23 protein-coding genes and 1 pseudogene are annotated in these 19141 nt (G+C 63.2%); 20 read left to right on the top strand and 4 right to left on the bottom strand.

The genetic code is table 11. From position 1 onward, the window contains the following. Positions 1-121: 121 nt before the first annotated feature. On the bottom strand, positions 122-862 hold the full coding sequence (istB, locus tag BZF57_RS17615) for an IS21-like element helper ATPase IstB (RefSeq protein WP_086738086.1): 741 nt from the start codon (positions 860-862) through the stop codon (positions 122-124). A gap of 11 nt (positions 863-873) precedes the next feature. Continuing rightward, positions 874-2400: an IS21 family transposase gene (gene istA, locus BZF57_RS17610; protein WP_162290999.1), complete on the bottom strand. Its 1527-nt coding sequence runs from the start codon at positions 2398-2400 to the stop codon at positions 874-876. A gap of 213 nt (positions 2401-2613) precedes the next feature. Between istA and BZF57_RS17605 the strand changes: the two genes are divergently transcribed. The 6 genes from BZF57_RS17605 (at position 2614) to BZF57_RS17580 (ending at position 6292) form a co-directional block, all read left to right on the top strand. Further along, positions 2614-3153 carry a hypothetical protein gene (locus BZF57_RS17605; protein ID WP_206073294.1) on the top strand — a complete coding sequence of 180 codons (540 nt, stop codon included), beginning with the start codon at positions 2614-2616 and terminating at the stop codon, positions 3151-3153. Positions 3154-3255: 102 nt separating this feature from the next. Next, entirely contained in the window at positions 3256-4227 is a 972-nt protein-coding gene (locus tag BZF57_RS17600) for an ArdC family protein (RefSeq protein ID WP_086740459.1), read from the top strand. 44 nt (positions 4228-4271) lie between these two features. Continuing rightward, entirely contained in the window at positions 4272-4922 is a 651-nt protein-coding gene (locus tag BZF57_RS17595; RefSeq protein ID WP_086740457.1) for a hypothetical protein, read from the top strand. Positions 4923-4948: 26 nt separating this feature from the next. Next, the gene (locus BZF57_RS17590; RefSeq protein ID WP_086740455.1) at positions 4949-5611 is read left to right on the top strand and encodes a DUF6927 domain-containing protein; all 663 of its coding nucleotides are present in this window, start codon (positions 4949-4951) and stop codon (positions 5609-5611) included. A 7-nt stretch (positions 5612-5618) separates the two neighbouring features. Continuing rightward, positions 5619-5831, top strand: coding sequence for a hypothetical protein (locus BZF57_RS17585; protein ID WP_086740452.1), 213 nt, complete (start codon positions 5619-5621; stop codon positions 5829-5831). A 74-nt stretch (positions 5832-5905) separates the two neighbouring features. After that, positions 5906-6292 (top strand): thermonuclease family protein, encoded by a 387-nt coding sequence (locus tag BZF57_RS17580; RefSeq protein ID WP_086740469.1) that lies wholly within the window; start codon positions 5906-5908, stop codon positions 6290-6292. Here BZF57_RS17580 and BZF57_RS17575 read toward each other — a convergent pair. After that, a complete protein-coding gene (locus tag BZF57_RS17575; protein ID WP_086740467.1) occupies positions 6289-6768 on the bottom strand; it encodes a hypothetical protein in 480 nt (159 codons plus the stop codon). The two genes, BZF57_RS17580 and BZF57_RS17575, sit on opposite strands and share 4 nt — an antisense overlap. 205 nt (positions 6769-6973) lie before the next feature. Here BZF57_RS17575 and BZF57_RS17570 point away from each other — a divergent pair, with 205 nt between their 5' ends. The 4 genes from BZF57_RS17570 (at position 6974) to BZF57_RS17555 (ending at position 9668) form a co-directional block, all read left to right on the top strand. Then, on the top strand, positions 6974-8143 hold the full coding sequence (locus BZF57_RS17570) for a hypothetical protein (RefSeq protein ID WP_143738556.1): 1170 nt from the start codon (positions 6974-6976) through the stop codon (positions 8141-8143). 129 nt (positions 8144-8272) lie between these two features. Then, a complete protein-coding gene (locus BZF57_RS17565; protein ID WP_086740449.1) occupies positions 8273-8911 on the top strand; it encodes a DUF7007 domain-containing protein in 639 nt (212 codons plus the stop codon). A gap of 5 nt (positions 8912-8916) precedes the next feature. Next, entirely contained in the window at positions 8917-9237 is a 321-nt protein-coding gene (locus BZF57_RS17560) for a DUF5983 family protein (RefSeq protein ID WP_086740447.1), read from the top strand. Beyond that, entirely contained in the window at positions 9234-9668 is a 435-nt protein-coding gene (locus tag BZF57_RS17555) for an adenine nucleotide alpha hydrolase family protein (RefSeq protein WP_086740445.1), read from the top strand. The genes BZF57_RS17560 and BZF57_RS17555 overlap by 4 nt, the downstream gene beginning before the upstream one ends. 206 nt (positions 9669-9874) lie before the next feature. Here the strand turns inward: BZF57_RS17555 and BZF57_RS17550 are convergent, their stop codons facing one another. After that, positions 9875-10729 carry a PhzF family phenazine biosynthesis protein gene (locus tag BZF57_RS17550; protein ID WP_206073293.1) on the bottom strand — a complete coding sequence of 285 codons (855 nt, stop codon included), beginning with the start codon at positions 10727-10729 and terminating at the stop codon, positions 9875-9877. A 254-nt stretch (positions 10730-10983) separates the two neighbouring features. Between BZF57_RS17550 and BZF57_RS17545 the strand changes: the two genes are divergently transcribed. From BZF57_RS17545 to BZF57_RS17500, 10 genes and pseudogenes are all read left to right on the top strand, one after another. Beyond that, positions 10984-12126 carry a tyrosine-type recombinase/integrase gene (locus tag BZF57_RS17545; protein WP_066271265.1) on the top strand — a complete coding sequence of 381 codons (1143 nt, stop codon included), beginning with the start codon at positions 10984-10986 and terminating at the stop codon, positions 12124-12126. Beyond that, on the top strand, positions 12119-13936 hold the full coding sequence (locus BZF57_RS17540; protein ID WP_073981529.1) for a site-specific integrase: 1818 nt from the start codon (positions 12119-12121) through the stop codon (positions 13934-13936). The genes BZF57_RS17545 and BZF57_RS17540 overlap by 8 nt, the downstream gene beginning before the upstream one ends. Before the next feature lie 79 nt (positions 13937-14015). Next, complete coding sequence (locus tag BZF57_RS17535) at positions 14016-15749, top strand: site-specific integrase (protein WP_230959601.1); 1734 nt, start codon at positions 14016-14018, stop codon at positions 15747-15749. After that, positions 15733-16191, top strand: a complete 459-nt coding sequence (locus BZF57_RS17530; RefSeq protein WP_066271277.1) for a hypothetical protein — start codon at positions 15733-15735, stop codon at positions 16189-16191. The genes BZF57_RS17535 and BZF57_RS17530 overlap by 17 nt, the downstream gene beginning before the upstream one ends. Positions 16192-16294: 103 nt before the next feature. Continuing rightward, positions 16295-16900 (top strand): annotated as a pseudogene (locus tag BZF57_RS17525) (hypothetical protein); the annotation flags it as partial. After that, positions 16894-17253: a DUF3768 domain-containing protein gene (locus BZF57_RS17520; RefSeq protein WP_338029948.1), complete on the top strand. Its 360-nt coding sequence runs from the start codon at positions 16894-16896 to the stop codon at positions 17251-17253. The pseudogene BZF57_RS17525 and the gene BZF57_RS17520, both read left to right, overlap by 7 nt. A gap of 65 nt (positions 17254-17318) precedes the next feature. Further along, on the top strand, positions 17319-17711 hold the full coding sequence (locus tag BZF57_RS17515) for a DUF2384 domain-containing protein (protein WP_143738554.1): 393 nt from the start codon (positions 17319-17321) through the stop codon (positions 17709-17711). A 63-nt stretch (positions 17712-17774) separates the two neighbouring features. Further along, positions 17775-18125: a hypothetical protein gene (locus BZF57_RS17510; RefSeq protein WP_086740441.1), complete on the top strand. Its 351-nt coding sequence runs from the start codon at positions 17775-17777 to the stop codon at positions 18123-18125. 52 nt (positions 18126-18177) lie between these two features. Further along, positions 18178-18684, top strand: a complete 507-nt coding sequence (locus tag BZF57_RS17505) for a hypothetical protein (RefSeq protein ID WP_086740438.1) — start codon at positions 18178-18180, stop codon at positions 18682-18684. Next, on the top strand, positions 18681-19139 hold the full coding sequence (locus BZF57_RS17500; RefSeq protein ID WP_086740436.1) for a DUF6878 family protein: 459 nt from the start codon (positions 18681-18683) through the stop codon (positions 19137-19139). The genes BZF57_RS17505 and BZF57_RS17500 overlap by 4 nt, the downstream gene beginning before the upstream one ends. Positions 19140-19141: the final 2 nt, after the last annotated feature.

Here is a 19141-nt window from a genome sequence, read left to right as displayed (position 1 = left end):
TGCGGATTCCGACGATCGCGCGCATGTATTCCGATCTGATGCCGCGCAGCGTTCCGCTTTGATCGCGCGCAGGTGAAGCACCTGATCGTTGGTATGTTGTGGCACTATGCTTTGCCGCGGGTCAAGCGGCTTGAGCGGCGATGCTTCGCCGCATGGATTCCCCGGATAGCTCGAGCCTGTGGGCGTTGTGGACAAGCCGATCGAGGATGGCATCGGCGTAGGTCGGATCGCCGATGAGATCGAACCAGCGCGCGATGGGTAGCTGGCTTGTTACGAGCGTTGAACGGCGCCCATAGCGATCCTCGAGGATCTCCAGCAGATGATGGCGGGCATTGCCATCGAGCGGCTCAAGCCCCCAGTCATCGAGGATGAGCAGGTCCACGCGGGCCAGGCTCTTCATGCGCGCAGCAATGCGGCCATCGCCCTTGGCAAGCGACAGCTCGTCGATCAACCGCGGCAGGCGGGTGTAGAGAACCGAGCGATTGTCACGGCAGGCCTGATGCCCGACGGCGCAGGCCAGCCAGCTCTTGCCGACCCCTGCTGGTCCGATAATCGCACAGTTCTCATGGGCAGCGATCCAGCTGCCCTTCAGCAGCATTTCGAACAACCGCCGATCGAGCCCGCGGGCGCTGCGATAATCAACGTCCTCAGGCACGGCTTGGTGCCGCAGCTTTGCCTGACGCAGGCGCAGGGCGAGGCGCTTGTCATTGCGCCATGTCGCTTCATGATCGAGCAGCAGCGCCAGCCATTCCGCGTGGTTCAGGCTGGCGGCATCGCCATTGCCATCCAGATCCGCAAAGGCTTGGGCCATGCCGATAAGGCCAAGCTGGTTCAACTGATCAAGTGTGGGGTGTTTGAGCATCCTTGCTCCTTTCAGTGGTAGTATTGAGAGCCCCGGATATTGTCGTGCAGGATCGGCTCGCGCTCCGGGGCTTTGGACACGGGCACCTTGTCGAGCCCCTTTTCGAGGATCGATTTTACAGACGGATAATTGCGCGCGCCGATCTCCAGCGCGCGAAGCGCAGCCGCTTCAAGGCGCTCAGCGCCGAACCGCTTGGACAAGCCGATGATCCCCAGGCACGAACGGTAGCCTTGCTCGGGATGCGGCCGGTCCTCGATGATGCGCGCCATCAACAGCGACAGCATCGGGCCGATCCGGCCCGCCTCCTCCTGGATCTTTGCCGGTGTCCAGTCGAGATAGCGCCGGTGGCTCGATGGCATGTGCTCGGGCACGGTCGTGTGCCGACCATTGCCACTGCCGCGCATGTGCACCGCGATCCGCTCGCCGCCGAGGAAGATCTCGACGCTGCGGGCCGTGTAACGCACCTCAACCTCGCGCCGCGCGTAGCGGTGCGGCACCGAGTAATGATGCTGCTCGAGCGCGATATGGTAATCGAGCCCAACCCGGCAGCGCTTCCATTGCGCATGAACCCATGGCTCCGGTGGCAGCGGCTTCAGGTTCGGCGCATCGACCTCCTCGAACAGCTGGCGGCGCGTGCGGCCGAACTGGCGAAGCACACGGCGCTCATTCAGATCAGCAAGGCACTCGGCAATGGCAGCGTTGAGCTCGGCCAGGCTGTAGAAGATGCGATTGCGCAGACGGCCCAGCACCCAGCGCTCGACGATCCTGACACAGGCCTCAACCTTCGCCTTGTCCTTGGGCCTCCTCGGCCGTGCCGGCAGCACTGCCGTCCCGTAATGCCGAGCCATGTCCGTGTAGCTGCGGTTGAGCATCGGATCGAAGTGGCAAGCCTTGATCACCGCGACCTTGGCATTGTCGGGCACCAGCAGCTGCGGCGCTCCGCCGAAGAATGCGAAGGCAGCATTGTGAGCCTCGGCCCAGTCAGCAAACTGCTCGGTCCAGGTCGCACACGCAAACGACAGGCTCGAGCCGCCCAGCACCGCGACGAACAGATGCGCATCGCGGATCTCGCCGGTTCTGCGGTCTACCACCACCGGCACCGTGTCGCCCGCATAATCAACGAACAGCTTCTCACCGCCGGCATGGCTCTGGCGCATCACCAGCGGCAGCCGGCCTTCCCAGCGCCGGAACAGGTCGCACCACCGGCTGTAGCGATAGCCGTCGGGGTTCGCCGCGTGGTATTCCTCCCACAGGATCTGCAGCGTCACGTGCTTGCGCTTCAACTCGCGCGCCACCACCGCCCAGTCGGGCTCAGGCAACTTGCGGCGCCCGGGCTTCACCCCTGGCACGCCGTAGAGCCGGGACTCCAGGTCGCTGTCCGTCATTTCAGGCTGCACTGGCCAAGTCAGACCCGACCGATCGAACCGCCGAAGCGTATCCCGGACCGTCGTCGGTCCGACCCCGACCCGCTCGCCAACCACCCGCGTCGAAAGCCCGCAGTCCAGACTCAGACGCAAAATCTCGCGCACATGGCGCATCGTAACTCTCCTCGTCGGCATGCATTCCTCCAACCGTTATCCGGTCGAAAGAATGCCCCAACGATCAGGTGAGCCTCACCTCAAACTGCGCGCGATCATATCGGAATGCTGCGCGCGCAATTCTCGGAACACCGCGCGCCATCACCTCGGAATCCCGCGCGCGATCAAATCGGAACACCGCGCGAGATCACCTCGGAATCCGCAGCCGGCGACGTGGTCGCACGTTTCGAGGGCTTTCGCGCGCTCGATGACGCACGCAAGGCCGCTTGGCTCGCGCTGATGGTGGCCGGATCGATCGAAGCAAAGCCCGACTATTCGGACACGACGAACCCGCTTCACGCGCGTCTCGCCGGCATCCTCCACATTGAGCCTGCGCAATGGTGGCGCCCCACGTCCACCAACTTCTTTGACCGCGTCTCGAAGGGGACGCTGCTCGCGCTCCTCACCGAGATCGGCGGGGAGGTGCTGGCGGCACGCTATACGGCCTCGAAGAAGCCTGAAGTCTCGGCCGCCTGCGAGAAGCTGTTCGCCGGTGAAGCCATTACCGAACCCGCGATCAAGGACGCTGCGCTGGCATGGGTGCCCGATGCGATGCGGTTCGACATCGCCCGTGCGGCGGTGATTGACGAAGACGAGGACGATTGCAGCGACGCCCACGAGGATCCCGAAGATGATCCTGCCGAGGACTGCGGCGACGATCAGAACGACTTCGAGGTCGAGCACCCCGACGAAACGCTCGAAGCCGCCGAATAACGCTCTCTCCTGGGCGTCCCTGCGGGCAGCTCGGCTTCGGCCGGGCTGCCCCTTTTTTCGTCATAGCCCGTCACTCGGGCCAGTCCGACAAAGGATTACATCATGGCAAAGACACGTCCGCGCCGGACAGCCGGCAAAGGAGCCCGCCGCGACATCGCCGCCGAAATCACCACCCTCATTCTTTCCAAGCTCGAGCAGGGCGTCATGCCCTGGGTGAGGCCTTGGAATGCCACTCAAGGCGGGGGGAGGCCGCTTCGCCATTGCGGCACGGCCTATACGGGCATCAACACGCTGTTCCTGTGGGCCATGGGAGACGCCATGGGCTACAGCAGCCGCTACTGGATGACCTACCGGCAGGCCGAAGCCCTTGGCGGTCAGGTCCGCAAGGGCGAGACCTCGTCCCTCAGCGTCTACTACTCGCAAATCAGCAAGACCGAGCAGGACAGGGTGACCGGAGAGGATCAGACCCGCGCCATCCGGTTTCTCAAGGCCTACAACGTGTTCAATTCCGATCAGATCGACGGTCTGCCTGCCCACTACTATCCAGACCTCGCGCCGCCTGAAGATCGACCCGAATCCGCACACCGCGGCGCGATCGACGCCTTCTTCGCAACGCTTCCCATCGACGTCCGGCATGGGGGCAACGCCGCATTCTTCTCTCCTGCGGGCGACTACATCCAGATGCCGCCGCGCGAGGCCTTCCACTCCGACGATCACTATGCCAGCACGCTCGGGCACGAGGCGGTCCACTGGTCTGGCGGCAAGACACGGCTTGAACGCACCTTCGGCAAGCGGTTTGGCGACAAGGCTTATGCCTTCGAAGAACTGGTCGCCTCCATCGGTCAGTGCCTGATCTGTGCCGATCTCGGCCTGCCCGGTGAGCTCCATGACAATCATGCGAGCTACATCAGCCACTGGCTCGAGATCCTGAAGGGCGATTCCTCCGCGATCATTCATGCCGCGGCCAAGGCCGAACAGGCCTTCAGCTACCTCAAGGCATTCGGCTCCAGCGCCGCGAGCGAGCGGCCTGAGGTCCTGTCTGAGGACACACCGGCGCTGAAGCGCGCGGCATAGAGGGGAGGGGGAAGGGGTCAGGCGTCCAATCAAGGAGACTTCGGATGCCTGCCACCCTCCACCTCGACCTGCCCTTTCGCTTTCAGCGTGCGCTGCAACCCGATGGCTTGCGGGTCATGCAGACTTGCAGCGCCGCCCTCAACGATGCCATGGGCGATGCCCGGCGCGCCGGGCACGACCCCGAAACCGACCCGGCTGTCCTCCTGCTTGGACGACACCTGGGCCGCGTGGCCGCCGGCGAGTCCCCCAAGGCGATCCATCCTGAGGATGAGGCGCTGCGTACGGCGTGCGAACAGCGGATTGCGGAGCTGCGATCTGCCCCCATTCTGGTCCCGCTCGTACAGCGCGGGCTTAACTGCGATCCCGATCTCATCCGGGTCTACAGATCTTCCGCGCGAGAAGCCTTGCGCTACCTCGCCCAGACGCTGTGTCTCGACCCTGCTGACTACAGCATCGAGCAAGAGCCGCATTTCACGGCCGACAACCCCGCGATCAGCCTGTTTGCCAGGAGCTTCTGCGTCACCATCGACCCTTGCCGGATAAACCCCGGACGGGAGATCGGATGGGTCAGAACCCATGGACGCAATGGGGCATGGGCAGGCCGGCAGCTGCGCGGTCCCATCGACCTCATGAGCAATATCGCCCGATTTGCCGCGACCCTGCGACGCGACTGCAATCTCAACCAGCCCGCCTGAAGCGGGCACAGCCGAAGGAATTTCTCATGGGATGGCTCTCAATGCCGCTGTCGAGCATGCACCCCCACAAGACACCCAAGGAGTATCTCGATGCGCAGTTCACCTTCGAGCATCCCTATGACGCTGAAGGCAAGCGGATCGAAGCCGGGCCAGCTCACCCGCTCCCTGATGGCGCTTCCACCCGCGGCCTGCGCGTGATCGCTTCGTCCTGTCTGCGCAATAAGGTCTGGTATGCGGCCATCGCGCACGTCGAAAACGGCAAGATCGGGACCGTCTTCGCAGCAGTCGTGCTCGTGCGATGGAATCCGCGTGCCAGCGACGGCTACGTGTTCGCTTACAAGGACATGGACGAAACTGCGGGTCCGTTCGAATGTGAGTGCCCTGAGCGCATCCTGCGGCTGCTGGACCCGACCGACAATCATTCGGCTCTGGTCTGGCGCCGCCGCTGCATCCGCAATCTCATGCGAGGATCGCGCAAGCTTGAGGACGGGATGCAAATCCGACTGCCGTCCAAAATCCGCTTCACCGATGGCTATGAAGGCGATGTGTTTTTCATCCGCAAGCGAGGCCGCAAAACCACGCTCGCACTTACCGCCGATGGACCTCCCTGCTACCAGATCAGCAACCTTGCGCGCAGGGAATTCACGATCATCCCCCAAACCCGCGTGCACAAGACACTGTTCGGATAGACCGGCCATGAGCAACCAAACCTTACACGAGGAGCACCTCATCAGCCTGCGGCGGCTCGAACTCTGCAGCCGTGAAAACGCCCACCGGGTCGCCAACCGCCTGTTCGAGCTCAAACGCCGACCGGTCGCCGTGATCCGAACCGGAAACCCGATGAAGCCGTTCCACGTGACCGACGAGGCCACGCAAGGGGACCATGTCGAAGTGGAACTGCGTGCATGAGACCCCCCCCACGCGCCATTGCAGCCATGCTTTGCGGGCACCTCGCAGCCGCGAACACCGGATGCGCGGACCAAATGCAGATTCCACCTTCAGAATCCGTCAGCAACTGCACTGTCACTGATGGCGACACGCTGCGCTGCGGCGAGGAGCGCATCCGCTTGCTCGCAATCGACGCACCGGAGAAACCCGGTCAGTGCCGCGCCGGACGAACCTGTGCCCCCGGCGACCCCTTTGCCAGCGAGCGAAACCTGCGCGTCGCCGCGAAGCCTACCATGACCATTCGCCGCGTCGGCGCCGACCGTTTCGGCCGCACGCTCGCGCTGATGGAAGCCGAGGGCAAAGACCTCTCCTGCCATCAGCTTGAAAACGCAGCAGCGATCTACAACCCCAAATGGGATACGGGCGGATATGTCTTCGCCCTGTGCGGCGAGGCCGCAACGCGGCGCTCGCTCACTCGCTAAGCTGAGCGATCCAGATACCACGAAGGTCCCTGATCGAAATCACGCGCCACTGACACCAGCGGGCCGTCGGGCTCGGCCGCTACGTATGGCCGAACTTGCGGCATGACCGGTGCGCGCCGCTTGAAAAGCTTGCCTGCAACGCGGCCGCGCGCCTCAAGCAGGCTTTCCAGCCAATCGAGATCTTCGAGCATCTGGACGATGCCGCGACCGGCAAGGATGAAATAAAGGCAGCGCTGATAGTCGTCGCAGGCATTGCCGAGGATCATCGACAGCTTCAGCTTGCCGCCCGGATGACCATCGTGAACCCATTCGATGGCCTCGCGCAGCTCTACTGCCGCATAGTAGGCGTCGTTGACTTCGGTGCCGATTGCGGCTGCCGCGAGCATTCTCCGGGTCGGCCGATTGGCTGGATCGAGGCTCGCATCGCGCAATCCGAGATCGAGATCGAAGCGGCCGACAAAGCTTCCAGTGGTCATGACAATCATCTCCTAGAACGTGAACATACCGTGAACGCTCTAGACCGTCAAACCCAAATGCAATAGGTTAGCCATCATGTGGCTCGTCCCTCGACATTCGAGAGGCCTCACTCTCAGAACGCCGGTTCCGGACGTTGTCCGCGAAGCGCTCGTACGCTGGTATCAGGGGGAGGGGAGCGAAGCCGATCACCGGGCAAGTGTCACGATGGTGACGAAGGCCCGAGTGCATGGACAGTGGATCGCCTGCAGCTGCATAGGCGATACCGTACCGCCCCCGCTCATGTCCGCTTCATACCTGTCAGAGGCAGAAACCTATTACCTGCGCCGCCTGACCAGCAAGCGCCAGCGCCGCCCCGAGCACGCAGCGGATTGTCCATTTTTCCGCGAGCAGGCTCCCCAGCGCTTGCGCGAGAAACGCTCGGCCGAGGCTCCCGTGATCGATGTGCCCGAAGGCCTGTTCATCGCCCACCGCCTTGCGCCTGAAAAGCTGGCCGAAGCGCCCACGGACAGCGAACCCGACGACCGCAGCCGCGGCGTCACCATTCCGCGCCTCGCGCGGCTGCTGTGGCAGTTGATGGATATGGCCCACGTCAACGAGGTTCATCCCCTGCCAGCAAGCAGCGGACGAAACATGACGATGGCCTCGGAGTTTGCGCGCTTGCGACATGCGGCGACGCGGCTCGAAATCGCGCCCGGCATCCCCCTTTCCGCGCACCTTTACACGCATATCGATCCCTACGAGCGCAAGGCCGTCTTCGCTCGTCTGCGCAAGGCCGCCAGAACATGGCCGGAGGGCCTCGCACCACAGGCATTCCTTGCGCTCTATGCCAACGACATTTCGGGAACGACGCTGTTACTCGGACAGGGCAAGGAGCTCGAGCTCAAAACCCGGGTGCAATATTCAGGAACGCTGATCGGGCCGCCCTACCTAGTCCTGGTGGTGGTGGGCGAGCACAATCCGCGCGACGGCTATGCTGCGCTCCGCGCGTTCGCCCAGCCACTCGCCCGAACTTCCGCCTTCGTCCCCGTCCACAATGCCCATGAGCGCAAGGTGGCCTGCGAACTGCTCGACCTGCAGTACCATCTGCGAAAGCGCGGGATTGCCCTTGGCTTCAAGCGGCCACTGTTCGACCTGCCCTCGAAAGTCGGCACGGTGCGCCCCGACTTCATTCTCGACATCCACGATTCCACAACTGGCGAACTCATAGAAACGGCGCTTGAAGTCATCGCCAAGGACGATCCCGACTACCTTGCCGCAAAGCGCCATCAGCTGGCGCTTCTGAACAAGGCCGGACGAGTCATCACCGCGCGCGCCGCGACAATCGAATCCCACGGGACGGGCGCGATCCTCAAGGCCAATCTAGGGATCGGCTGAGCGCGATCGCATCCCGAGAACCGACCACGCTTGCCGGCATATCCGGGCCACCGCCCACCGCCCCATGACAACCTCCAGGCTGCGAAAGGGGAGGGGGAAGAATTGGTCAGATCCTTGAGGAGATGACCGATGCCCAAATTCAGCATGACCGAAACGCCGCGGGAGACCCTCTGGGGCGCGCCGCAGACCGCAACGCAGCTGCTGCCCGGTATCTGGGAAGTTCACACAGCCAGCCATGGCGGCATGATCCTGTCGGACGAACGTCAGGCAGCCATGCCGGCAGCGCTGCGCCTCGATAGCACGTCCTATGAGGAAGACGTTGACTGGGCGCTTGTCGTCCTCGGCTTCGCCGCCGAATTCGCCGGTCTGCCAACCAAGGGTTTCGATCTCCTTGTGCAGAACGCCCGCGCAAGCGTCAGGGCATGGCACCCCGATCGCTATGCGGCTCACACAGGCGAGGCCGTCGAAACCAGTGACAGCCCCATCCTGCGCCGCCGGCAGGCGCTCACCGATATGATTAGCAAGTATGTCGTGGTCAGCGCCTCGGGCGACTGGGCAGATTGGGTCCCGCAGGGCCAGGTCGGCGTCGTCGCACGGCGTGTCGCCCGCGTCGATGCCCTCGGCCACGCCCATTACGAAGGCGATTCCATCCACGGACTGGTGGACAAGGACGCTTACGATAGCAGCCGGATCGTCAACGGGTTCGATGAGATAGGCGCTGTGCGCATCGCAGCGGGTGGCCCCGCGACCAAGGAGGTTGTGCTGTGACCCCCATGACGAACCCAGCGGTGACCGCGCATGAATTTGCAATGATGCTTGCGCTGAGCACCGCCCACATGTCGCCGGGCACGGCGGCTGACTGGATGCCCGAATGTCCCTGGGCCTGCTTCGCCAAGGGCGAATGGGGCTGGTTCATGTATGTCTGCGACGATGTCGGCATCACCGAGGCCGCCAGCGTTCCCCTCGAAATCCGCTCCGCTCTCCATGTCGCCCGCAAACTGCGTTGCCAATGGATCATCTGGGACTGCGACGCGCCGATCGTCGCCGATTTGCCCGAATACGACTGGGGCGCAGCAACCGGGGAAATGTTGTGACCGCTGCACCGCGCTGCGCCACGGCAGCAACCCGCGCCCGCGACCTCCTCGACCTTCCGCAAGCACCAGTGGTGCTCGCTTACGGCATCGGGGTCGATTCCACAGCAATGCTCATCGAGCTTGTCGCGCGAGGCGAAACGCCTGATCTCGTCCTGACAGCCGATACCGGTTCCGAGAAGCCCGCGACCTATGCCTATCTCGACATCATCCGGCGATGGATGGAAGGGCACGGTATCGAATTCCAGATCTGCCGGTATCAGCCCCTGCGCTTCAAGCACTGGCCACCCTACGCGACGCTGATCGAGAACGTCCTCACGAATGCGACACTTCCGTCGATCTCGCTCGGCCGCCACTCATGCAGCTTAGGTCTGCGCCTAGCCAGTGTCCTGTTAGCTTGCCGTGAAGGAAGGACAGGCCGGGCGACGCGCTAATCCAAAAAGCTAGCGCCGGCCGGCCTGTCCTTCCTTCACTTCAGCACTACAATTTCGGATCGGCGATCTGTGAGGCAAGCGTCCGGAGTTGGCGTGCAATGGCCGCTTTTGGGATCGCGCCGCTCGCTCGCTCATGGCCGGATGTGGGTGGATTTACGACGGTCCGGTTTTGGTCAGTTGGTTTGGATAGCTGACGCGGTTATGAATTACTCCATCGTCCGCACGGCACCGCAAACTTCAGCGCGGCCACCAACTCTGGCCGGCGCTCGCGCGTAAAGCACGCACGGGGTTCCCATGTCGTAGCCTTGGTGGACCTCGATTTCACTGGTGGGATGGCCGCACTCTGCAAGATAGGCAACAAGTGCGGCGGCGGCCGCTCCTGTGGCGGGATCCTCGTAAACTCCGCCAGCAGCGAAGGCGTTTCTTGAATGGAACCGCCTGTCGGTCTCTTGTTGCACTAAGCTGACGGTTGCGAGATGCCACTCACGCATGAGCACCGCCCCGAGCTCCATGTCGTAGTTCATCTTGGCCAACTGAGAGCGATCTTGCAGACAAAGGAGGAGGTGCCGCGCTCCTGCCTCGATTATTGCTGGGGGATAGCGGTCATCCAAGTCTGTCGATTCAATGCCAAATAAGCGCAGCGCCCGATCGAGAAGTTCAGGTTGCGTAGGCTCGTGACGAGTTGGTGCAGACCACAAGGTGGCCCTCAGGCCATCCATATCCGCTGAGCCTTGCACCACGGCAGAACCGTCATTTAGCTTTAGGTCCACCGGTTTGGTTACACCCGCCTTAGCAAGTGCGGCACCGAGCGCGATGGTCGCATGGCCGCAAAAGGAAATCTCCGCATTCGGTGCGAAATATCGGACGCTGTATCCGTCTTCAGATGGCGCAGCAAAAACGGTTTCCGAAAATCCGACTTTCGCAGCGACCTGCTGCATGGCTTCGGATGCAGGGAGTTCATCGCAGATCACTACTCCGGCAGGGTTGCCGCCGTGACCTTCGACAGAGAAGGCAGCCAACCGCTGAACCGAAGCCTCAATTGCATGTGGCTTAATAATCACGTCCGCTTTCTAGCATCTTAGTTCGTCGCGGCAACGACTGAAATGGGGTCGCTTCCTGAGAGGCAGCTTCTGGCGCAAAATCGCTGATAGCTGCCATTGGAGCAATGGCCCTCAGGTGACGTCCTGGTCACTGGATCGAGCCGGCGCGCAGCAAGGCATCCCGGAAAAATACCGATTCGCCGAACCTTTTGATTGCCGGCGCACTAATAGCGTTAATGTTCGTCAGGATCTCATCGCGAGAGGGTTACGATAGCATGGCATCGATCATCCGGGCATTGGCGAGCGATTCGGGTATCCCTACCGGCTTCCCGATCCTGTTCGACGCTGACATGGTGATTATCGAACCTGCCTTCGTCTGGCTCATGGAGCATGCCGAATTAAGCGGGTGCGCTCAGGCCTCGGAAACCGTCCGGACCTATGGTGAACATCTCCACGACTGGTTCGACTCGCTCGAACAATCGGGGATCGAATGGCGCGAGGCCGACGAGCGTGTCATCGCTGCTTATCGCAACCGGATGCTGGAGAATCCCAGCACGCATACCGGGCGGCCGTATGCCCGGACCACAATCAATGCGCGCGTCTCGACCGTCTGCCGCTTCTACGGTTGGGCGCTCGACCGGGGGCTGATCGACCATTGCCCGTTCCGGTTGACCGAGAAGATGACGCTGATGCTTGACGGTTCCTATCGCCCAGGGTTGCAGCGGCGCCAGGTCAACGAGCTGATCGTCTCGCGCCCCGAAAAGCTGCCACGGCCGCTGCGCGCCGATGAGCTGGCGCGGCTGTTCGCGGATCTGAGGCCCACGGCCCGGCTCGCCGCGCAATGGGCGCTCGGGGCCGGCCTGCGCCGGAAGGAACTTTGCGCGCTCGCCGTCGAACAGATCCCGGATAGCTGGCCGCTCGACCTCGACAGCGATCCGCTAGTCGGCGTGCCGCTGTATATCACCAAGGGCGATCGGCCGAGGACGGTCTATCCGCCGCTTCGGCTGCTCGATTATACGCACTGGTATATCGGCGAGCAACGCGCCCGGATCGTTCGCCGTGCCCGCCGTTCCGACCAACGCTATCGCGCGTCGCCCAATCTCCTGCTGAACGAGCATGGCCGAGCCATGACCCGCAAGCTCCTGACGGCGCAGCTCTCGGAAGCGTTCGCGGCCGCAGGACTCCACGGGACGCTGCACTGGTTGCGGCATACCTTCGCGATGGCGATGCTCGCCCGGCTTCAGTTGCAGGCCCGCACCAATCCCGATCTCAACCCGCTCAAGGTCGTGCAGGTACTGCTCGGCCACGCCTCAATCACCACCACGGCGATCTATCTGCGCTGCGTCGAACTGCACGAGCGCGACCTGAGCGAAAGCCTCGCCTATCTCTATGGCGAGCTGATCCCCACCGATGACTAGAGTGCGGCTAGATCGGACTCTGGGGCTTGAACCGACGCCCGCGGACCATCCGGCGGAGATCGCTGAAATCCAGTTCCGCGACGAATGGGGAAGGATAGTCCAACGCTTCGACCCGACGCTGTTCGGAATGCCGGACGACATCAGCGCAGCTATCTCGCGCGCCTTTCGTGATCATGATGTGGCATCCAGCGCCGCCACCCGCACCGCACGCTGGTTCGCGCTGCGTGTGTTCGGCAGGTTCCTGTGCGAAGATTCGCGTGTCAAGCGCGCGGTCGACCTCGATACAGCGACGATCCGGCGGTTCATCACATGGCTGGCGAAGCCCGCCAACGGGCGCAGGCGAGGCGTCCAGTCACAATCCGGTCAGCTCGGTATGATCCGGCCAGTGCTTAAGCGCGCGATTGCTGACAATTCGGGCTTGTTCGCACCGGGCTTCGCCGTTCCCAGCAATCCGATCCCGCTCGCTGGCGTCCAGCGGCTACCGCAAGCCAGGCTGACACCTGCCGCAATGCGCGCCATGTTGGCAGTCTGCTATGGCCAGATCGACACTGCTTGGGATAAGTTCCAGCACGGGCAAACCATCGTCGCTCTTCCGAACTTGCCGCTCCGTGGTGGCCAGACCGCCGAACGGGATCGCTGGATATGGAAGCTCCACCGCCTCGGCCACGGCGTCATGCCGCCCGCCCGAGGCTCGGACCTTAACAAGCCCGATCGGCAGCGGATCGCCGATGCAGGCGGGTTCCGCGAGCTGGAAGGCTTTCTCCACCTCACGACCGACACGCTGGTTGCGTTCTATATCGTGCTGCTGATCCAGACGGCGGCAAATGCCGGTCCGCTACGCCAGATCAAGCGCGACTGCCTGGTGCCCCATCCGCTCGAGCGGCATCGCATTATGGTAGAGTGGGTGAAACCCCGCGCGGGCGGCAAAGTGAAACGCATGCAACGGCGGTCATTCGATAATCGCCGACCCTACGCGGCGCCTCGGCTGATAGAAAAGCTCCTTGCGATGACGGCGCCGTTGTTGCCGCATGTGGAACCGTCCAAGCGCGATCGGCTGTTCCTGCATCGCTTCCTTATGACGACTGGCCGCCTCGAGCGTGATCATCAAGCCGGCCATATCGCGCAGGCGACGTTGCGATCGGCAATGTTGCGCTTCTACGAGCGCCAGAACGCTGCAATCGCCTCGTGGAACGAAGCGCATCCCGAAAAGCCTCGTACGCTGCTTCCCGACTTCTCGCCCAAGCTGTTCCGCAGCAGCATGGCAAGCGCCCATTATACTGCATCGCAGGGCGACATCATGGCGGCCAAGGCGGTCCTTAATCATGCAAGTGTCGCCACCACAGATATCTACGTCGACGGCGATGCGGTTCGCCGCCTCGAACGCGATACGATCGCCCGACTTCAGGCGCTTATGATCACATGGGTCCGTGGCAAGACAATCTCGGATCGCTCGCAACATCGAGGCGCGGATACCGGTGCGCCGGTGACGGCGCTGTTCGGCCACGACTGCCTCCGCCCGACTGACGGCGGACACGCCCATCCTGGTCGCGTGTGCCCGAAACTGGGAGGCTGCCTTGCCTGTCCGGGCCTGATCGTCCCGATCGACCCGGATCATCTCGCGCGGATCGTCCAGGCCACCCGGCATCTTGAAGCTGCGCGGGAGCGGATCGACCCGGTCCGGTTCGGCCTCTTTTACGCGCCAAGCCTTCAGGTGCTGACGCAAGACCTGCTCCCGGCGTTCCCGCCCGAGATGATGCCGGACGCCGAACGGCTCATGTGCGCCCTGCCTTCGCTGCCGGACCTGGAATAACCTCATGGCCTCCGTCCCGACATCCACGTTCACCCAGCTTCCGGCTCCATTACTCGGGAACGAAGGCGTACCCGCCGCGATGACGTTCAACTGGGGGTTCGAGATGCCGGACGGAAGCCGGTTCAGCGACGATCAGTGGACGCTGCTCCGGAACGCGGCCGAACTGTTCCTGCTCTCGCTGCGGCACGATCCACCCGAAGGCCGGATGCCGCTCCGAAAGGAAACAATCCGCGGCCACTTCAGTCATATCCGCTTCCTTGCCCGGTGGATGGCGGCGGAAAACGTCCGACGCTTCAGGGATCTCGATCAGGACACCGTGGGTCGCTTCGTGGCGATGCTGCGCGCGCGCCCGGGCAGGAACGGCGCGTTGCTCTCGCTCAGCACCGCAGAAGGCCATCTCGGCACGATCCGCACCTTCCATATGCAGCGCGACAAGCTGGACGACGCGCCGCCGACGGCACCGCCTCGCGCCGCCTCGGTCGGGAAGCGGCACTGGAAGCCTTATGGTGGTCATCCCTATACCCCTGACGAGATCGCCGTGCCGCTGATCAGCGGGGCAATCGAGTTGCTCGGCGATCCGGCGGATCAGATAATCGCCCTGCGCGACCGTCTCGCAGACTTGTATGAACGGCTCCGACCACGGCACCAGGGACGAATGCTCCACTGGCATATCAGACGCGCGATGCTGGCCGAGCCATGTCCCTGCGCCGATCGGTATCCGAATCCGGAATGGCCACTGCGCCGCCTGGCATTCATGCTCGACCGGCTTGGCGATGCCTGCTTCACCGTCATCGCCTATCTTGTTGGCGCGCGCGCCTCCGAGATACTCAGGCTTGAAGAGGGCTGCCTCGAACGGCGCGCGACCGACGAAGACGGCGTGGAACACGTCTATCTGGTCGGCACGATCACGAAGACGTCGCTGACGGAACATGGCGACCTTCACCGTTGGCTGGCGCCCGAGCCGGTCCAGCGCGCAATCCACATACTCGAGCGTCTCTCCGCTCCGCTCCGCGAACTCAGCGGCGAGAAGAATCTCTGGCTCCACCAGCTCGGTCGCGGACGATCACCGCTCCCGACGATGATGCCCGTCGCCCGACTGCGGTCACCCATGGTCAATGTCCGCTTGAACGAGCGGCTTGCGCCGTTCCTCGCCTTGCCGGACCACCAAGGCGGCACCTGGCGCCTGACCACCTATCAGGGGCGCAAGACGTTCTCGCGGTTCATCGGGCGGCGCGACCGCACCGGCCTGACGGCGCTGCAACGCCATCTCGGACATGTCCACCGCGAGATGACCGACCGGGCCTATGTCGGCACCGACTTCGAGCTTGCCGAGTTGATCGACGAGCAGGCCGCCGAAGAAACCCGCAAGGCGCTGGAAGACCTGCTCCTGGCTCCGCACGTTGCGGGGAAGGCGGGCGTCATGCTCTCCGAGCGATCGCCGTTCCGCGGGCGCACGGGATCGGGCGATGTCGATGCCTATATTACCGAAATCCTCGCCGAAACGGATATGCGCCTCGGCGTCTGCGACTGGGGCTATTGCCTTTACCGCCGGGAGACATCCGCTTGCCTCGGCGGCGAGCGCGAGCCAAACCCAGTGCTTCGCACGCAAAGCACCTGCTCAAGTTGCGCCAACTTCGCCGTGACTGACCGGCATAGGCCGGTCTGGGAGGCGCGCCTTGAACGTAACACCGCGCTGACCCAGCGCGATGACCTCGATGTCGAGAGCCGCGCGCTTGCCGAAGCACGCATCCAGGAATCTCTCCGCATCTTGGCCCAGCTCGACAAAGGAAATGCCGATGGCGTCCGAGACTGATCTGTCCACCCCACAAGCCCGTCGGCGGGCGAACACCGATGCACGCCTGCGCGAAGCCCTTGGCGTCCTCGCTAATAACGCGTCCACCGCGCCGACGGTCGCCGGGCTCGCACGAGCAGCCGGGGTCGGCCGCAACATCATCTATACCCACCATGTTGGCGTTCTCGACGCCCTGCGTGAGCTTCAGTCGCAGCGTGAGGGGGCCACTGAAACGGCCGCAGGCGAGGCTGATCGCACACGCTCTGCTCTTCGCGATGCTGAAGCCAGGAACATCGCCCTTGCGACACATAATGCCAGCCTGCTGAAGCGCGCTATCGAAGCCGAGCAGCGGGCGGAACGGCTCGAACGCCGCAATGCGCAACTCGTGCAGGATCTCGATCGGATGTGCCGGCCCGTTCCGATCCGCACCAACGCCGGAGAGCCCGATCCCTCTGCTGCCTGAAGGCGGTCACGCCCTAATCGGGCGTCATGCAAGGGGAGAGGGTGAAGGAACGACGGAAATGCGAGCTTTGCAAAGCCAATAAGACAGGTCGATCCAGACCTAATGCAGTCTGAAATGGAAGATCGCTCCCCAGGACAAATTCATCGCGGCATGGCGACCAGCCATAGACGCATGGGGCCGCGGGCAGAAGGTCGTCCGGCTGATCGGCTACGACGCTTCGCCGGCCGACACCCGCAGGCACGCGCACGCTCTGACGATCCCCAGCGAGCGGTTTGAATGCCGCTACCCTCTACGGGAATGGGGCTGGACCCGCGATGATTGCATCGCCCGGATCGAGGCCGAAGGCCTTCCGGTCCCGCCGAAGTCGGCATGCTTCCTGTGCTGTGGCTCGAAGCCCGAAGAAATCCGCGATCTTCCGGCATGGTGCCTCCGTATCATCGTGCTGGTGGAGGCCCGCGCCGCACCGAGGCTCCGAACGGTCGAGGGCCTCTGGCGATCTTCAACGCGCACCAGGCCCGGCCGAATGACCGACTTCATCCGCGCCGAGCGCCTACTTCCCGATGCGGAAATTGACCGGATCGAGGCCGACGCGCCCACGTCCCTGAAACTCTTCCAGGAAGCCGCAGCTGAAATTCCGCTCCCCGAGCGGCCGCACCTTGCCGACTGGATCGAAAGCTTCCACCAGCAACTGGAGACAGCGCCGTGCTGACTGAACCAATCGGACGAGCCAAGCAGATCGCCAAACTCAATGATCGGGCACGCTCTGGTTTCGACCCCAGCGCTCGCATCATGTTTACACGCGGCTGCCTCGACGCGTTCTGCAATGGCGACACCCCGAGCGGGCTTGTCGCGCAGGCCGAGCTCATCAAAACCATGCGTCGCCACCGCTTCGAGGAGGACACCTACGGCGAACGCGACTTCGGGGCGTTCACTTTCAGGGGCGAAAAAGTCTTCTTCAAGATCGACTACTTTGACCTCAACCTCGAGTACGGGTCCGAAGACCCGGCCGATGCCTCGATCACCGCACGCGTGGTCACGATCATGCTTGCATCGGAATACTGATCCGCGCGATTGTTTGAGTTGACCGGCACGGCTGCGAAACGCAGCTGGCTCAATCTCACCACGTCGTGAACGAGGTGCAGGCCTTCAACCGAGAGAATTCAAGCAATATGGAAGATCCCAACAGGAGCACTACAATGGGCGGCGCGCCCAACGCGCGTGCCTTGGCCGCGCAACTTGATATTTCACTTGCTCAGCTCGCTGAACTTGTGGGCGTGAACCGGAGCACCCTTGCAGCCGAACCGCTGGGCAAGAAAGGCCGCGAGGCGCTGCTCCCACTGCTGCGCCTGCTGGTCGATGCCAGCGAAATGGCGGGATCGCTCGACCGCGCTGTAGCATGGTTCAAGGATACGCCGATCACCTCCATGGGAACCAAGACCGCCATGGAACACGTGCGCGATGGCAACATCGCATGGGTGCAGGGACACCTCACGAACATTGCAAACGGCTCTTACGCATGATCGACAGACGAACAGCCGCGCTGCATAACACATAACCCATAACACTCATCCAAGGAGGTTCATATGAGCAGACGCCACGTTCCCCTGAAGGAGGGCTGCACGCGGGTCGCACGTGTGATTGTCGGCTATGACCGACCCCTGGAAACCTTCTTTGCCCAGGCCATCGCGATCAATGCGGACGGTCAAGAAGACTGCCTGATCTGGCAAGGCACTTATCCCGGCGAACTTCCGACGCCGCGCAGCGCGATCGCGCTGATCGAGCCGTACTGCGATGTGCCCGAAGACCTCGCGAAGCAGCTTGAAACAGATCGCCTTGCCACTTTGGCCCAGGCTGATGGCCCGAACCAGCAAGCCGCAAAGCGCGCCCTCATCATCGGCGAGGCCGAACCACCCCGGCCAAAGCCGGGCGGTTAAAGGGGAGGGGGAGGGGGCTTTCGATCCAAGATAGGATCGAAGGAGAACTCCCATGCCCATTATCATCGATGTCGGCGTTGCGCCGGCGAACGAAGACTGTGCGCAGCTCGGCATCACCCCCGACTTTGGCGCAGCGAACCGCCTCGAGGTGCTTGCCTACCGCGCGGCGATCATCGCCGTTCACGGCGCGCCGCCCAGTGGCTGCCGTCTGGAGCCCAAAAGCAACCACCACGATTTCGGCAGCTATTGCTCGCTGACGCTGATCGTCTCGGACGAGGCCTCTGTCAGCGCCGCACATGCCTACATCGCAGCCGTCGAAAGCGGTCTTGGCAAATGGACCGAGGCCGCGATGGCGCCTCCCATCACCTACCGCGATGGCATCGCGCGCTGGCACAAGCGCACCGCCTCCGACGTCGTATTCGGCGTGCTGATGAGCACGCGGCCCGATGATGACGGTCAGTTCCGCATCCCGGCTTTCGCAACGATCCACGCCAACCTCTCGGCTGCCTACGAGGCCGAGGCCGCGCGCTTTGCCGCCCTTCAGGGAGAAATCGCATGACGACGCTTGCCGAATCCAACACCGCAACGGCTGCGCGCGATGACGCACCCAAGCTGATGCTCGCTGCGATCTGCGCATGCGCCAGGCTTCACGGCATCGCCACGATCACCATCAGTTACGATGGCTGCGGGGACGAAGGCGGGATCGACGGCGTGACGCTCTCCGGCCCCGCCCTCGCGGACGGTGAGCCCGTCCCCGAGATCGCGATGCCGGACATGCCATGCTCGACGTGGACCGTTCCCTATCGCGGCGACGCTGTCGCCATTGAATCGACCTTCGAAAGCGCCCTTGATGATCTCGGCTACGAACTGATCGCACAGAACCACGCCGGTTGGGAAAACGGCGAGGGTGCGTTTGGAGAGGTGATCATCGATGTCGAGGCCGGTCGTGCCACGCACGACCACAACACGCGATATGTCTCCTACGACAGCACTGCCTATGAATGGGAGTGCTGAGC

Origin of the sequence: Erythrobacter colymbi (genome assembly GCF_002155685.1) — a bacterium.
Lineage (GTDB): Bacteria > Pseudomonadota > Alphaproteobacteria > Sphingomonadales > Sphingomonadaceae > Erythrobacter > Erythrobacter colymbi.
This window is presented reverse-complemented; position numbering and strand designations above follow the sequence as displayed.